Source organism: Flavobacterium sp., assembly GCF_044339515.1.
Classification (GTDB): Bacteria; Bacteroidota; Bacteroidia; order Flavobacteriales; family Flavobacteriaceae; genus Flavobacterium.
The window spans coordinates 49579-65831 of the sequence record NZ_JBIIVK010000008.1; the positions used below are offsets into that span (position 1 = coordinate 49579).

The window sequence follows — 16253 nt, forward strand, 5'->3', positions numbered from 1 at the left end:
TTGAAAGCTTTTTACCAAACTAATTTCAATGATTTATTAACAAAAACAAGGTGTTTTTTGGTTAATAATTATACGTAACTTTAACTTTCATAATTCAAATATTTTTTGTCAATTAGCTGACAGTAGATAGGAATGGGAATAGTTTTTGCATTTACCAACCATATTTAGTAAATTTACCTTAAAAAAGAAGTGCTATGGATGATAATTTTTCTCCAAGGGTCAAAGATGTAATCACGTACAGTAAAGAAGAAGCCTTGCGATTAGGCCACGACTTTATTGGTACGGAGCATTTGATGCTTGGAATATTAAGAGACGGAAATGGTAAAGCAATCACTATTTTAAGCAATTTAGATATTGATTTGGACTATTTGCGTAAAAAAGTAGAAATACTGAGTCCACCCAACCCAAATGCTGAAATGGGTAATGAAAAAAAGAATCTTCACTTAACGCGACAAGCGGAACGAGCGTTAAAAACAACTTTTTTAGAAGCCAAAGTTTTTCAAAGTTCTTCCATTAGTACGGCACATCTTTTGCTCTGTATTTTAAGGAACGAGAATGATCCGACAACAAAATTACTTAACAAGCTAAAAATCGATTACGATATAGCAAAAGAACAATATTTGAATATGATACCCAATAACAACGAAGACGAATATACTGACAGCTTTCCCAAAAACGAATCTTTTAATGAGGATTCAGGACAAGATGACAGTTTAAAAGAAGGCAACTTTAATAATCCCGGAAGTAAAACCAATAAAAAATCAAAAACACCTGTTTTAGATAATTTTGGTCGTGATTTAACCGAGTTAGCCGAAGAAGGAAAACTTGACCCGGTTGTGGGTCGTGAAAAAGAAATCGAACGTGTTTCGCAAATTTTAAGCCGAAGAAAGAAGAACAATCCGCTTTTAATTGGTGAACCCGGTGTGGGAAAATCTGCCATTGCCGAAGGTTTAGCATTGCGAATCATCCAAAAGAAAGTATCTCGAATTTTATTTAACAAACGTGTCGTAACACTTGATTTGGCCAGTTTAGTGGCCGGAACAAAATACCGTGGACAGTTTGAAGAAAGAATGAAAGCGGTGATGAATGAATTGGAAAAAAATGATGACATCATTTTATTTATCGATGAAATTCACACTATTGTTGGTGCCGGTGGAGCAACAGGTTCATTGGATGCTTCGAATATGTTTAAACCTGCTTTAGCCAGAGGCGAAATTCAATGTATTGGTGCTACCACGTTAGATGAATACCGTCAATATATTGAAAAAGACGGTGCTTTAGAAAGACGTTTCCAAAAGGTAATTGTGGAACCTACTACTATTGAAGAAACAATTACAATCTTGAATAATATTAAAGGTAAGTACGAAGATCATCACAGTGTGACGTATACGCCTGAAGCGATTGATGCCTGTGTGAAATTAACCAGTCGTTATATGTCTGATCGATTTTTACCGGACAAAGCAATTGATGCTTTAGACGAAGCCGGTTCACGCGTTCACATCACCAACATCGAAGTGCCGAAACAAATTTTGGAACTAGAAAAGCAACTGGAAGATGTTCGTGAATTGAAAAACACCGTTGTTAAAAAACAAAAATACGAAGAAGCTGCTAAACTGCGAGATGATGAAAAACGTATCGAAAAAGACTTAGCGATTGCTCAAGAACAATGGGAAATTGATTCTAAAAACAATAGAATTACCGTTACTGAAGATAATGTTGCCGATGTGGTTTCGATGATGACCGGAATTCCCGTGAACAGAATCGCACAAACCGAAAGTAATAAATTAGCTCATTTACCGGAATTAATCAGAGGAAAAGTAATTGGACAAGAAGAAGCAGTGATGAAAATTGCTCGTTCCATTCAACGAAATCGTGCAGGATTAAAAGATCCAAATCGTCCGATTGGTTCGTTTATTTTCTTAGGTCAAACCGGTGTTGGAAAAACGCAATTAGCCAAAGTTCTGGCGAAAGAATTATTTGATTCCGAAGATGCTTTAGTTCGTATCGATATGAGCGAATACATGGAAAAATTTGCAATTTCCAGGTTAATTGGTGCTCCTCCGGGATATGTGGGCTACGAAGAAGGTGGGCAATTAACAGAAAAAGTACGCCGCAAACCCTATTGTGTAGTTTTGTTAGATGAAATCGAAAAAGCTCATCCCGATGTTTTTAATATGATGTTGCAAGTACTCGATGATGGTTACTTGACTGATAGTTTGGGTCGTAAAATCGATTTTAGAAATACTATTATTATTATGACTTCCAACGTTGGAGCACGTCAATTGAAAGATTTTGGACAAGGTGTTGGTTTTGGTACATCAGCAAAAGTCTCTCAAGCAGATGAACACTCCAAAAGCGTTGTGGAAAATGCATTGAAAAAAACTTTCGCACCTGAATTTTTAAATCGTATCGATGATGTGATTGTGTTTAACGCCTTAGAAAAAGAGCACATCGATTTAATCATCGAAATTGAATTGAAAAAATTATATGCTCGTATCAAAGATTTAGGTTACACCTTGAATTTGTCTGATAAAGCCAAAGCATTTATTGCTGAAAAAGGTTTTGACAAACAGTTTGGAGCCCGACCTTTAAAAAGAGCCATTCAAAAATATGTGGAAGATTCACTAGCCGAAGAAATTATTACTTCCAAAATTGGAGAGGGTGATGAAATCTTTATGGATATTGAAGACGATGCTCAAGAATTAAACGTAAAAATTCAAAAAGCAGAAAAACCAACAAGTTAAATAAAACTAAATTGTAAGCCACGAATTCACGAATTAAAGTAAAAACTATTTGTGAATTCGTGGCTTTTTTTTATTTCATCAATCAAAAAAAATGTTAGACAACAAATTAATTTTAGGTAGCGAGGAATGGTGTTCTTTTCCTGAACTTGGCATTCCAACCATTAAAGCACGGGTGGATTCCGGTGCTAAAACCTCTGCCCTACATGCTATCAACATTAGTCCGTTTATCAAAGAAGGCGAACATTGGGTAAAATTTGATATCAATCCGATTCAAAATAATGTAAAAACCATCATTCATTGTCAAGCACCTTTGATTGATAAACGTGTAGTAAAAAGTTCCAGTGGATTTCGTGAACAACGTTTTGTGATTCAGACACAATTGCAATTGGGTGATTCGCATTGGGTGATTGAAATGACATTGACTAACCGAGATTCGATGGGTTTTAGAATGCTCTTAGGCCGCGAAGCGATGAGTGGACGAGCCTTGGTTGACCCCGAGCGAAAATATTTGTTGGGCGATAATTCTAGTGATAAATTAAAAGATTTATATCCGGATGTTTTAAAAGAACGTTCGGGTTTAAAAATTGGACTTTTAGCCAGTAATCCTGAGCTGTACAGCAACAAAAGAATTATGGAAGCCGGTGAACGCCGTGGTCACGAAATGCAATTTTTAAATATCAAAGAATGTTATATGAAATTGGATGCCGACACACCTGAAATTCATTACCGTGGTGGAAAAGTTTTAAATGAATTGGATGCAGTCATTCCTAGAATCCGTCCAAATATTACTTTTTATGGTTGTGCGTTAACCCGCCAATTTGAGGCATTAAAGATATTTTGTTTAAATTCTTCATCTGCGATTACGCAATCCAGGGATAAACTATATTCGTTGCAATTACTTTTGAATAACGGAATCGATATACCAACTACCGGATTTGCCAATTCGCCATTAGATACGGATGATTTGATAAAAATGGTTGGCGGAACACCTTTAATTGTGAAACTTTTAGAAGGAACACAAGGAAAAGGAGTCGTTTTGGCAGAAACAAAAAAAGCAGCAGAAAGTGTGATTAATGCTTTTAAAAGTTTGAATGCCAATATTTTAGTTCAAGAATTCATCAAAGAAGCCAACGGAAAAGATTTGCGATTGTTTGTGATTGACGGAAAAGTAGTCGCCGCAATACAACGAGAAGCTTTGGCAGGAGAATTTAGAGCTAACATTCACTTAGGTGGAACGGCATCTGTCATCAAGCCCACCAAAGAAGAAAAAATCATTGCCGTGAAAGCAGCTAAAGCAATGGGGTTAAAAGTTGCCGGAGTTGATATTATTCGTTCCAGTAAAGGGCCTCTTTTGTTAGAGGTAAACTCTTCTCCCGGTTTAGAAGGAATTGAAGGTGCGACTAATAAAGATATTGCGGGTGAAATGATTAAGGCGATTGAGAAGAATTTTAGGGTGAAGTAAAAAAATCCCAAAAGCGTAATGTTTTTGGGATTAATTTTTAATCAATTTCTATCTCAAAACTCCTCAAAAAGGCAATTGAGTTTTCAATATCATAATGCAAAATACGGTCTTCTTTGACAAACGGAACTTCTGAACGATATGATTTCAAAAATTGCTCAATAAATGCACTCGATTTCAAAGGTCTTCTAAATTCAATCGCTTGCGAAGCATTCATCAATTCAATAGCCAAAATGCGTTCTAAATTTTCAATAATTTTATAACATTTTGTAGCAGCATTAGCACCCATACTCACATGATCTTCTTGACCATTACTGGAAACAATGCTGTCAATACTGGCCGGAGTAGCCAATTGTTTATTCTGACTAACGATGCTCGCAGCCGTATATTGCGGAATCATAAATCCGGAGTTTAATCCGGGATTATCGACTAAAAAAGCTGGCAACCCACGCAGACCGGAAATCAATTGATAGGTTCTTCTTTCCGAAATACTTCCTAATTCCGCTAACGCTATACCGAGAAAATCTAATGCCAAAGCTAATGGTTGTCCGTGGAAATTCCCGCCGGAAACAATTATATCTTCGCCTACAAAAACATTTGGATTATCCGTTACAGAATTAATCTCTGTTTTAAAAACTCTTTTTACATAATCCATTACGTCTTTTGTAGCTCCGTGAACTTGCGGTATACATCGGAAGGAATATGGATCTTGAACGTGTATTTTTTTCTGATTAATAATTTGACTTCCCTCTAAAAATTCAGTAATCCGTTGAGCCGTTTCAATCTGACCTTTGTGCGGACGAACGATATGAATCAACTCGTTAAACGGATCTATTCTTCCATCAAATCCTTCTAAAGAAATAGTTCCGATTAAATCAGCTAAATAGGATAATTGATAGGATTTTAATAAAATATGAACACCATAGGCACTCATAAACTGCGTTCCGTTTAACAATGCCAGACCTTCTTTGGATTGCAAAACGATGGGTTTCCAATTAAAATGAGCGAGCACTTCTTTGGAATGTACTTTTTTGCCTTCAAAATTTACTTCTCCTTCACCTAATAAAGGTAAACTCAAATGAGCTAACGGAGCCAAATCACCGGAAGCACCTAACGAACCTTGCGTATAAATGACCGGTAAAATGTCTTGGTTATAAAAATCAATCAATCGTTCCACTGTTTCCAATTGAACTCCAGAATTTCCGTAACTTAACGATTGTATTTTGAGTAGGAGCATCAATTTTACAATCGAATTAGACACTTCCTCTCCTGTTCCGCAAGCATGCGATTTCACTAAGTTTTCTTGTAGTTGCGAAAGATTTTCATTCGAAATCTTGACATTACACAACGACCCAAATCCGGTATTGATTCCATAAATCGGATCGGTTTGCGATTGCATTTTTTTATCTAAATAGTCACGGCATTTTTGGATATTGACTTTCGCTTCTTCCGATAAAGCCAACGATTTATTCTCAAGTATAATTTGATTGATAGTATCCAATGAAAGCACATCGGAACTGATATAATGATAATGGTCCATCTATTGTTTGGTTGAGGTTTCAAAATTCCGCAAACGTTTGCATAAATGCAACATAATTGTGGTTTTTTTAATAACAAATAAAAAATGAATTGCTTACTTTTGAGAATCTAAACTATTTACAGAATGAAAAAAATTATTGCTTTACTGACCGCAATTTGCTTTATTTCTTGTCAAGATAAAGAAATTGGTACCCTACTATCCGGTAAAATTACCAACTTAGACGCTAAAAGCATTAAATTAGAAGGGTTGAATTTTTCTAAAGAAATCAATCTTAATGCTGATGGTACATTTTCCGATACGCTTCAATTGGATTACGACGGACTGTATTCATTGGTTTTAAACGATGAAAAGCAGCGTTTCATTTATTTAGAAAATGGATTTCAATTGAATGTTGAAAATGATGCTTCCGATTTTAAAAAATCATTTATTTTCAAAGGAAATGGCTCTGACGAAAATAATTTTATGTTGAAGAAAACCCATATCATTGATTCGGTTTATGGCGATTTGGAAGATATGGAAAATGCTAAAATCTTATTTACACTGGATGAAAAAACGTTCATCGACAAAAATGAATCCTATAAAAAAGTGATTTTGGCAGCTTTAGAAAAAGAAAAACTTACCAACGAGCATTTCGTTAAATATGAAAAATTAGATGCCGATTATCACGTCTTGAGAATGTATGAACAATATCCATCCTATCATGGCTATTTTATAGATAATCGTGAATTCAAACCTTCTGAAAGCTTTCCGTTAGCAAAAGATGATTTCTCTATGGATAACGAAAATTTGTTTAAATTTTCTTTTTCCTATCGAAATTTGTGCAATGGTTTCTTCTCTAAAAAAATGTATGATGGTCCTCAATCGGATAAAACACCCATCGAAAAAGGGTTTGCGGCTTTAAAAACAATTAAAAGCAAACTGATTCAAAGCGAATTAGTTAAAAATATGTTCTATGAATTAAATGGGACTACTCCAAATTTAGAAGCTGTTTACAAAGAAATGCTTAGTTATTCTATTGATAAAAAATACAAAGAGAAACTAACTGAAAAATTTGAAATTGTAAAAAATCTTGCCAAAGGCTTGCCCTCGCCCTCTTTTGATTATGAAAATATAAATGGTGGAAAAACTTCATTGGAAAGTTTAAAAGGAAAATTCGTTTACATTGATGTTTGGGCCACTTGGTGTGGACCATGTATTGCAGAAATTCCGGCTTTAAAAGAAGTTGAGAAAGAATACCATGGAAAAAATATCGAATTTGTAAGCATTTCAATTGATGATAAAAAAGACCATGAAAAATGGAAAAAAATGTTGGCTGATAAAGAATTGAAAGGTATTCAATTGTTTGCAGATAATAACTGGGAATCGGAATTTGTAAAAAAATATGCTATCGACGGAATCCCGAGATTTATTTTAATTGATACCGAAGGTAAAATCGTAAATGCAGATGCTCCAAGACCTTCAGATGCTAAATTAAAAGAGTTGCTTAAGGAAGTTGGTTTGTAGTATAAACCATTTTTTGAACCATTAAGACATTGAAGAGCATTAAGATTTAGTCAACTTAATTTTCCTTAATTTCTTAATGGTTTACTTTTTTAACTCCAAAAATACTTTCCCCAAATATTTAATAATATCCGAAGCTATAAAACCTTCATAACCCATATCGTTCATAGCAATATCAGCCGTTCGTCCATGAAAATAAACGCCTAAAAGAGCAGCATCAACAGCAGAATAGCCTTGAGCACGAAAGCTCGTAATCATTCCGGACAACACATCGCCACTTCCCCCAGTTGCCAAAGCCTGGTTTCCGGAAGAATTCACAAACACGTTTTTCTCATCAATAATTAAGGTAAAAGCACCTTTGATTAAAACCACTAAATGATACATTTTGGCAAATGCTTTTACTTTTTCAATTTTGTCAAAATCGTCATTCCAAGTTCCAATCAATCGCTCTAATTCTTTGGGATGCGGTGTTAAGATGGAATTTTTTGGTAATAAACTCAACCATTCTTTATTTTCCGAAAGAATATTCAGTGCATCGGCATCAATCACCAACGGAATGGAATTATTTTTTAAAAAGTCAAAGATAGCCGCTGCTGTTGCTGCATCTTGACCAATACCCATCCCAATTCCAATCGCTTTGGGCTGAAAATTAAATGCAATATTACTTATTTTATGGTAGTCTTCATCCGTAATAACCATAGCTTCCGGTGTAGCTGTTTGCAAAATTTCATAACCACATTTAGGTATAAAAACAGTTGCTAAACCGCATCCTGAACGTAAAGCTGCTTGAGAAGCCAAAACCATTGCTCCTATTTTTCCGAAACATCCTCCGATTAATAAAACATGCCCTTGTGTGCCTTTATGCGAAAATTTTGAAATGGGTTTGTATCGCTTTTTAATTTCATTCAAATTTGTATAAAAATAATTCGATGGAATGAACTCAATTGCTTTTTCATCCAAATCAATGGGTAGAAGCACTATTTCATTTATAAAATTTTCATTGTCAGGGAGGTAAAAAGCCAACTTCGGTAATTGAAAAGTTAACACAACATCAGAATGTATGGCAAGATTCGTTTTTTGATTTAAAAACAATCCAGAAGGAATATCAATCGAAACGGTGAAAGATTGATGATAATTAATTTTTTGAATAAGTAATTGCAACCAACTGTCCATTACTCTAGTCAATCCAATACCGAAAATGGCATCAATAATAATATGATTTTCTGCTATATCAGGAAATTCAGAGTCAGCATTTATAACTTCATACGTTAAATTACATTCTTTTAATCGCTCTAAGTTTGAATCAAAATCATTCGAAAACTTTTCACTGAAAGGCACAACATAAACATGCACCTCAAAATAATTTTGTTTCAACATTCGGGCAATCACCAAGCCATCTCCGCCATTGTTTCCCACACCACAAAAAATATGATAAACTGTTTTTTTATCATGAAAATGGTTAACCAACCACAAAAAGGCTTGTAAGGCAGCTCTTTCCATCAATTCCAACGAAGTGATTTTTTGAGTTTCAATTGTCAATTTATCAAGTTCTTTGATTTTTTCTGCATTAAAAATTTTCATCTGTTATCGGAATAGAAAGTTTATTGAAGTATTCGTAAAAGTTTGAATTTACTTTTTTCTTTACGTAAATTTATTACATTTGTTTCAGATGAAATCACAAAAGAACATATTTTATTTAAATCTTTCCTTCAATTCGCTGAACGGATATTCTTTTGGCACATCTTCTACAACTACAACCCCATTCGGGGTATAATTTTCACATATCATCCTAAGCTTTGCTTATTCGAAAGAATAAAATAAAATTCATGTATTCCATTAAAAAATAATCAAATGAAGGTATTAAAATTCGGAGGAACTTCGGTTGCCAATGCTAAAAATATAAAGTTAGTTCTCGAAATTGTTGAACAAAAGTCTAGAGAAGATAAGCTGATTGTTGCTGTTTCTGCATTCAGTGGTGTAACCGATTTGCTTCTATCCGCTGCACAAAAAGCATCCTCAAAAGATGATTCGTACCGAGATGTCGTTTTGCAAATCGAAAAAAAACACCTCGAAGCCATTAAAGAATTAATTCCGGCAAACGAACAAACAGCTTTGTTACACTATTGTAAAAAGAATATTTCTTTACTAGAAACTTTATTAGATGGCTGTTATTTGTTGGGTGAATTAACCGCCAGAACATCGGATATGATTGTCAGTTTTGGAGAACTACTTTCCTCTTACATCATTGCTGAAGCGATGAAACAAAAGTCGGCAAATAGTACTTTTAAAGATAGTCGTGAATTGATCAAAACCAACAATAACTTTGGAAAAGCCGAAGTTTATTTTGAAATCACAAACAAAAATATCCGCAATTATTTTTCAGATAATGCTTCACAAGTGACTGTTATTCCCGGATTTATTGCTTCATCCATGAGCAATAACACCACAACTTTAGGCAGAGGTGGTTCTGATTATACCGCTGCAATTGTAGCCGCTGCCCTTTCAGTCAATGAATTAGAAATTTGGACAGATGTGAATGGTATGTTTACCGCCAACCCGAAAATCGTAAAACAAGCTCAGCCGATTGAGAAAATTACATATGAAGAAGCGATGGAACTGTCACACTTTGGTGCTAAGGTGCTTTATCCCCCGACCATCCAACCGGTTTTAAGCAAAAACATCCCGATTTGGATAAAAAATACCTTTGAACCGGAAGCTTATGGAACGTTTATTTCTTCAGAATCCAATCCAAACGGAAATCCGATTAAAGGAATTTCGCATATTGATAAAATCAGTCTTATTACATTAGAAGGCTCAGGAATGGTGGGTGTTGCCGGTGTTTCAAAGCGGTTGTTCGAGGTGCTTTCCAATCATGCCATCAATGTCATTTTCATCACACAAGCTTCATCAGAACATTCCATTTGTATCGGAATTTTGAATGCCGATGCCGATTTAGCAAAAAATTCAATTGATAAAACCTTTGAATTGGAAATTGCACAACAAAAAATCAATCCATGTGTGGTAGAAAAAGATTTGTGTATCGTGGCTTTGGTTGGTGAACAAATGAAAAACCACCAAGGAATTAGTGGGAAAATGTTCAGTACGTTGGGAAAAAACAATGTGAATATTCGTGCCATTGCTCAAGGTGCTTCGGAACGAAATATTTCTGTGGTAATCAATGAAAATGATGTTAAAAAAGCGTTGAATACGCTACACGAACGTTTTTTTGAAGAACAAACCAAACAGTTGAATTTGTTTGTAATGGGCGTTGGAAATGTAGGTGAAAAATTCATTGAACAAATTCACCAACAAAAGAAATTCTTAAAAGAAAATTTAAAAATAAATTTGCGTGTAATTGCCCTTTCCAATTCCAGAAAAATGGTTTTTGAAGAAGAAGGAATTGCCTTAAAAGATTGGAAAACAGCTTTAGATGGTGGTGAAAAAGCTTCAAAAGCAGACTTTATTGAAAAAACAAAAGCCCTCAACCTTCGCAACAGTATTTTTGTAGATATTACTGCGAATGCTGAAGTTTCTAAAACCTATGAACAGTATCTTCGTAAAAATATAGCAGTAGTAACTTGCAACAAAATTGCTTGTTCATCAGAATACGATAATTATTTGAATTTAAAACGCTTGTCGCGAAAGTACAATGCTCCTTTTTTGTTTGAAACCAATGTGGGTGCCGGTTTACCCATTATTGATACGTTAAAACATTTGATAGCTTCCGGAGATCGAATCCATAAAATTCAGGCGGTTTTATCCGGAAGCTTAAACTTTATTTTTAATAATTTTAGTGAAACCTACAATTTTCATGATGTGGTGAAAGAAGCCGGAATCCAAGGATTCACGGAGCCTGACCCAAAAATTGATTTAAGTGGTGTGGATGTCGCTCGCAAAATTCTGATTCTCATTCGCGAAAGCGGTTATCAAATGGAAATGGAAGACATCGAAAATATTTCATTCTTACCCAAAGAATGTATGGATACTACCAACAATGAAGACTTCTTCAAATCCTTAACCAAACATGCAAGTCATTTTGAAAAATTATTAAAAGAAGCAAAAGAAAAAGACTGCCGATTGAAATTTGTCGCTAAATTCGATAACGGAAAAGCCAGTGTTGGTTTGCAATTCATTCCAAAGGAAAGTCCGTTTTATAATTTGGAAGGAAAAGACAATATTGTTGAATTTTTCACCGATCGTTATGTGGACCAGCCATTAATTATCAAAGGAGCCGGTGCCGGTGCTGCTGTGACTGCTTCGGGTATTTTTGCGGATGTGATACGGATTGGAAATGTTTAATAAAGGTACTAAGGCACTAAGTTTCTAAGGTACAAAGCAACCTCAGAACCTCAGAACCTCAGAACCTCAGAACCTAAAAAAATGAACCAAATAAAAATATTCTGCCCCGCCACCGTAGCCAACTTATCCTGTGGATTTGATGTGTTAGGCTTATGTCTAGAAGGCATTGGGGACGAAATGATAATTCGAAAAAGTGATCAAAAAGGACTTCGGATTACAAAAATAACCGGAGCTGATTTGCCTTTGGAAACCGAAAAAAACGTAGCCGGTGTGGCCGGAATGGCCTTGTTAAATCATTTGGATTTAGAGTTTGGATTGGAGATTGAAATCCACAAAAAAATCAAAGCCGGAAGCGGAATTGGAAGCAGTTCAGCCAGTGCAGCAGGAGTTGTAGTGGGAATCAATGAAATCTTAGGCGATCCGTTACCTCGAAAAGAGTTGATTCCATTTGCGATGGAAGGCGAATTTTTAGCCAGCGGAAGTTATCATGCCGACAATGTAGCTCCAGCCATTTTGGGAGGATTTACATTGGTTCGTGGTTATGATCCGTTGGAAGTTATCAAAATTAAAAGTCCGAAGGATGTTTATTTAACCATTATTCATCCTCATATTGAAGTAAAAACATCAGAGTCTAGGAAAGTCTTACCAAAAGAGATTCCATTGAAAACAGCCGTCACGCAATGGGGGAATTTGGGTGGATTCATCAGTGGATTATATACCGAAGATTATGGTTTGATGAGTCGATGCTTGCAAGATGTAGTTGCCGAACCTTATCGAAAAAGTTTGATCCCGGAATTTGATTTAGTAAAAAAAGTAGCCATAGAAAATGGTGCATTAGGCTGTGGAATTTCCGGTTCGGGACCTTCTATTTTTGCGATGAGCAAAGGAAAAGAAACCGCTGAAAATGTGGCTAATCAGATGAAACAAATCTACACCAAAACAGGCATTGGATTTGATGTGTATGTTTCAAAGGTAAGTGATACCGGAGTTTTAAAAATAGAAAACTCCAAGTAATACAACTTGGAGCTCTACTATAATCGAATATTAAAAACAGTAATTATTTAATGAATTCTATTTTCTGTACTTCTTCCATATTCACACTATCAAAGAAACCTTGATCGTTCATCCATTCATCACTAAATACTTTACTCATGTAACGTGAACCATGGTCAGGGAAAATGGCAATCACATTTGAGTTAGCATCAAACTCTCCTTCTTCAGCAAATTGTCTGATGGCTTGTACTACCGCACCGGAAGTGTAACCGACAAACAAGCCTTCTTTCACAGCTATTTCTCTTGTCGTATGAGCACTTTCCTCATCTGTTACTTTGATAAACTTATCAATTACATCAAAATCAGTAGCAGTAGGAATTAAATTTTTTCCCAAACCTTCAATGCGGTAAGGATAAATTTCTTCACTGTCAAATTCTTTGGTTTCATGGTATTTTTTCAAAACTGAACCGTAGGCATCAACACCAAGAATTCTTATATTTGGATTCTTCTCTTTTAAAAATTTGGCTGCACCAGATAAAGTTCCACCCGTTCCGCTACAAGCAATTAAATGGGTGATTTGTCCGCCTGTTTGTTCCCAAATTTCTGGACCGGTAGACTTGTAGTGAGCATCAATATTTAACTGATTAAAATATTGATTAATATAAATAGAACCTTTTGTTTCTTCGTGTAAGCGTTTTGCAACATTGTAGTAAGATCGTTCGTCATCTGCTGATACGTGAGCGGGGCAAACATAAACTTTGGCTCCCATACTTCTCAACATATCAATCTTGTCGCGTGATGATTTTGAACTAACCGCTAATATACAATTATACCCTTTGATGATACTCACCATCGCCAAGCTAAAACCTGTGTTTCCTGAGGTAGTTTCAATAATAGTGTCTCCCGGAGAAAGTATTCCTTGCCTTTCAGCTTCTTCAATAATGTAGAGAGCAATTCTGTCTTTTGTTGAATGTCCTGGATTGAAAGACTCAACCTTTGCATAAAAATTACCTTCTAAATTCTCTGTGATTCTATTGAGTTTAATTAACGGTGTATTCCCTATTAAATCCAATACACTATTATAAGCTTTTATCTGTTCTTTCATAAAAAATATGTTAGTCAAGGCAAACTTCTCTTGTTTTTGGAAACCTTAAAACCTTGCAAATTTATAAAAAAAAATTTTACTTTTCAATTCCTTCTAAATCTAAAAGAAAACTAAACTCTTTTGCAAGCTCTTTTAAAGCTTCAAATCGGCCTGAAGCCCCTCCATGTCCTGCATCCATGTTTGTGTCTAAAAATAATAAATTTTTATCTGTTTTTAACGTTCTTAATTTGGCTACCCATTTTGCCGGTTCCCAATATTGCACCTGTGAATCATGTAATCCGGTGGTAACCAACATATTCGGATAATCTTGTGCTTTTACATTGTCATAAGGTGAATACGACTTCATATAATCGTAATATACTTTATCATTCGGATTACCCCATTCATCATACTCGCCTGTAGTTAGCGGAATCGTTTCATCTAACATCGTTGTAACCACATCCACAAATGGAACAGCCGCCAACACACCATTGTATAATTCCGGTGCCATATTCACCACAGCTCCCATTAATAAACCACCGGCAGAACCACCTTGAGCATACAAATGTTTTGGACTTGTATACTTTTGTTCAATCATAAATTTTGAACAATCAATAAAATCAGTAAACGTGTTTTTCTTTTTCAGCAATTTTCCGTCTTCATACCATTGTCTACCCATATCTTCACCACCTCTGATGTGGGCAATTGCATAAATAAAACCTCTGTCTAACAAACTTAAAATGGTAGAATCAAAATTAGGCTCCATTGAATTGCCATACGAACCATACGCGTACAACAACAACGGATTGCTTCCGTCTTTTTTCATTCCTTTACGGTACACGACAGAAATCGGTACTTTTGTTCCATCAGTGGCTGTAGCCCAAACTCTTTCTTCCTGATAATTATTTTTATCAAATTTTCCACCCAAAACCTCGTACTCTTTTTTGACTTCTTTGGTTTTGGTTTTCATGTTGAAATCGATCACGGAATAGGGTGTGGCCAACGATTGATAGCCATAACGCAATACATCAGTATCAAAATCTACATTAGTTCCTATCGAAGCAGAATAGGTTTCAATTTCAAACGGTAAATAGTAATCACCGCTTTTGTCCCAAGGCATGATGCGAATTTTATTTAAACCATTCGAACGTTCTTCAACAACCAAATAATTCTTAAAAATTTCAATTCCCTCTATCAAAACAGAATCATTATGTGGAATTACATCCACCCAATTCTCTTTCGCAGTGGCATTATCGGGCGTCTTCATCACTTTAAAGTTAGTCGCTTTATCCTTGTTTGTTACGATATAAAAGTGATCTTTAAAGTGTGAAATGTTATATTCCAATCCTCTCGTTCTAGGTTGAAAAACTTTAAATTTATCAGAAGGTTTATTTGCATCTAGAATCTGGTATTCAGATGTCAAGGTACTACTACTGTTAATTACTAAAAACTTCTTGGATTTAGTTTTGGCAACATAAACGTTGTAGGTTTCATCTTTTTCATGAAAAATCAACTCATCCTTTTTAGCATCTCCACCCAAAACATGTTTGTGAATTTTATCTGAACGCAAAGTCACTTTATCTTGAGTTGTATAAAATAATGTTTGGTTATCATTAGCCCAAACAGCTGGACCGGAGACATTTTCAACCTTGTCTGCCAAAAGCTCACCGGTCTCTAAATTCTTAACTTGTAAAGTATAAATTCTCCTACCTACCACATCAGTTGAAAAAGAGGCCAATTTATTATCTTCACTAATATTCAATCCTCCTAAATTAAAGTAAGAATGCCCTTTTGCCATTTCATTGCAATTGAACAAAATTTCTTCATTGGCAGTTAAACTTCCTTTTTTTCTTGAAAATATAGGATATTCTTTACCTTTTTCAAATCGTGTAATGTAATAATATCCATTATATAAATACGGAACCGACTCGTCGTCTTCTTTGATTCTCGCCTTCATTTCCTCAAACAAATCTTTTTGCAACGTTTGCGTATGAGCCGTCATTTTTTCGTAATACGCATTTTCGTCTTTCAAGTATTGAATAACTTCAGGATTTTCGCGGTCGTTTAACCAATAATAGGAATCTATTCGCTTATCACCGTGCTTTTCTAAAACGGTATCTTTTTTGGCCGTAATTGGCGGTAGAATTGTATCTGACATAGATGTCTCTTTTTTTTCACAAGAAGTTGCAAAAATAACACAAATAAAACTTAGACTTAATTTATAATTCATAAAAAAATAGTTATTCAAAACTATGCAATATACTACATTTGCAGTTCACAAATCATAAAAATTATTAACATGTTTGGAGACCTTATGGGTATGATGGGGAAACTCAAAGAAACCCAACAAAAAATTGAAGAAACGAAAAAACGTTTAGACCACGTTTTAATAGACGAACAAAGCAATGACGGGCTTTTAAAGGTAACGCTAACAGCAAACCGAACCGTAAAATCAATCGAAATCAATCCCACTTTGTTAGAAGACAAAGAACAATTGGAAGATTATTTGATTTTGGTTATGAACAAAGCCATTGAAAAAGCTACGAACGTAAATGAAACCGAATTAGCTGCCGTTGCCAAAGAAGGTATGCCGAATATTCCGGGTATGGATAGGTTTAAATAACTAATTTATTT

At 35.1% G+C, this 16253-nt stretch carries 10 protein-coding genes; 6 read left to right on the forward strand and 4 right to left on the reverse strand.

All coding sequences use genetic code 11. The features are described from left to right. Positions 1–194: 194 nt before the first annotated feature. Both ACIQ0M_RS03545 and rimK read left to right on the forward strand, forming a co-directional pair. Complete coding sequence (locus ACIQ0M_RS03545) at positions 195–2744, forward strand: ATP-dependent Clp protease ATP-binding subunit (protein ID WP_396149788.1); 2550 nt, start codon at positions 195–197, stop codon at positions 2742–2744. A gap of 91 nt (positions 2745–2835) precedes the next feature. Beyond that, the gene (rimK, locus tag ACIQ0M_RS03550) at positions 2836–4206 is read left to right on the forward strand and encodes a 30S ribosomal protein S6--L-glutamate ligase (RefSeq protein WP_396149790.1); all 1371 of its coding nucleotides are present in this window, start codon (positions 2836–2838) and stop codon (positions 4204–4206) included. Positions 4207–4243: 37 nt separating this feature from the next. Here rimK and hutH read toward each other — a convergent pair whose 3' ends face one another. Beyond that, positions 4244–5743, reverse strand: coding sequence for a histidine ammonia-lyase (gene hutH, locus ACIQ0M_RS03555; RefSeq protein WP_396149791.1), 1500 nt, complete (start codon positions 5741–5743; stop codon positions 4244–4246). A gap of 123 nt (positions 5744–5866) precedes the next feature. On the opposite strand from hutH, the gene ACIQ0M_RS03560 reads away from it, so the two are divergent. Next, the gene (locus ACIQ0M_RS03560) at positions 5867–7246 is read left to right on the forward strand and encodes a TlpA family protein disulfide reductase (RefSeq protein ID WP_396149793.1); all 1380 of its coding nucleotides are present in this window, start codon (positions 5867–5869) and stop codon (positions 7244–7246) included. A gap of 81 nt (positions 7247–7327) precedes the next feature. On the opposite strand, the gene ACIQ0M_RS03565 is transcribed toward ACIQ0M_RS03560, so the two are convergent. Beyond that, positions 7328–8824, reverse strand: a complete 1497-nt coding sequence (locus ACIQ0M_RS03565) for an NAD(P)H-hydrate dehydratase (RefSeq protein ID WP_396149795.1) — start codon at positions 8822–8824, stop codon at positions 7328–7330. Between the two features lie 270 nt (positions 8825–9094). On the opposite strand from ACIQ0M_RS03565, the gene thrA reads away from it, so the two are divergent. Continuing rightward, positions 9095–11542 carry a bifunctional aspartate kinase/homoserine dehydrogenase I gene (thrA, locus tag ACIQ0M_RS03570; protein WP_396149797.1) on the forward strand — a complete coding sequence of 816 codons (2448 nt, stop codon included), beginning with the start codon at positions 9095–9097 and terminating at the stop codon, positions 11540–11542. A gap of 81 nt (positions 11543–11623) precedes the next feature. Next, complete coding sequence (locus ACIQ0M_RS03575) at positions 11624–12556, forward strand: homoserine kinase (protein ID WP_396149799.1); 933 nt, start codon at positions 11624–11626, stop codon at positions 12554–12556. A gap of 43 nt (positions 12557–12599) precedes the next feature. Here ACIQ0M_RS03575 and ACIQ0M_RS03580 read toward each other — a convergent pair whose 3' ends face one another. Further along, entirely contained in the window at positions 12600–13640 is a 1041-nt protein-coding gene (locus tag ACIQ0M_RS03580; RefSeq protein WP_396149801.1) for a PLP-dependent cysteine synthase family protein, read from the reverse strand. Positions 13641–13716: 76 nt separating this feature from the next. Continuing rightward, a complete protein-coding gene (locus ACIQ0M_RS03585; RefSeq protein WP_396149803.1) occupies positions 13717–15777 on the reverse strand; it encodes a S9 family peptidase in 2061 nt (686 codons plus the stop codon). A 141-nt stretch (positions 15778–15918) separates the two neighbouring features. On the opposite strand from ACIQ0M_RS03585, the gene ACIQ0M_RS03590 reads away from it, so the two are divergent. Further along, positions 15919–16242, forward strand: a complete 324-nt coding sequence (locus tag ACIQ0M_RS03590) for a YbaB/EbfC family nucleoid-associated protein (RefSeq protein ID WP_396149805.1) — start codon at positions 15919–15921, stop codon at positions 16240–16242. Positions 16243–16253: the final 11 nt, after the last annotated feature.

Excerpts from the sequence above, each read along its gene's own strand:
- ACIQ0M_RS03545 (WP_396149788.1), top strand. The coding sequence starts at position 195 with ATGGATGATAATTTTTCTCCAAGGGTCAAAGATGTAATCACGTACAGT.
- rimK (WP_396149790.1), top strand. The coding sequence starts at position 2,836 with ATGTTAGACAACAAATTAATTTTAGGTAGCGAGGAATGGTGTTCTTTT.
- hutH (WP_396149791.1), bottom strand. The coding sequence starts at position 5,743 with ATGGACCATTATCATTATATCAGTTCCGATGTGCTTTCATTGGATACT.
- ACIQ0M_RS03560 (WP_396149793.1), top strand. The coding sequence starts at position 5,867 with ATGAAAAAAATTATTGCTTTACTGACCGCAATTTGCTTTATTTCTTGT.
- ACIQ0M_RS03565 (WP_396149795.1), bottom strand. The coding sequence starts at position 8,824 with ATGAAAATTTTTAATGCAGAAAAAATCAAAGAACTTGATAAATTGACA.
- thrA (WP_396149797.1), top strand. The coding sequence starts at position 9,095 with ATGAAGGTATTAAAATTCGGAGGAACTTCGGTTGCCAATGCTAAAAAT.
- ACIQ0M_RS03575 (WP_396149799.1), top strand. The coding sequence starts at position 11,624 with ATGAACCAAATAAAAATATTCTGCCCCGCCACCGTAGCCAACTTATCC.
- ACIQ0M_RS03580 (WP_396149801.1), bottom strand. The coding sequence starts at position 13,640 with ATGAAAGAACAGATAAAAGCTTATAATAGTGTATTGGATTTAATAGGG.
- ACIQ0M_RS03585 (WP_396149803.1), bottom strand. The coding sequence starts at position 15,777 with ATGTCAGATACAATTCTACCGCCAATTACGGCCAAAAAAGATACCGTT.
- ACIQ0M_RS03590 (WP_396149805.1), top strand. The coding sequence starts at position 15,919 with ATGTTTGGAGACCTTATGGGTATGATGGGGAAACTCAAAGAAACCCAA.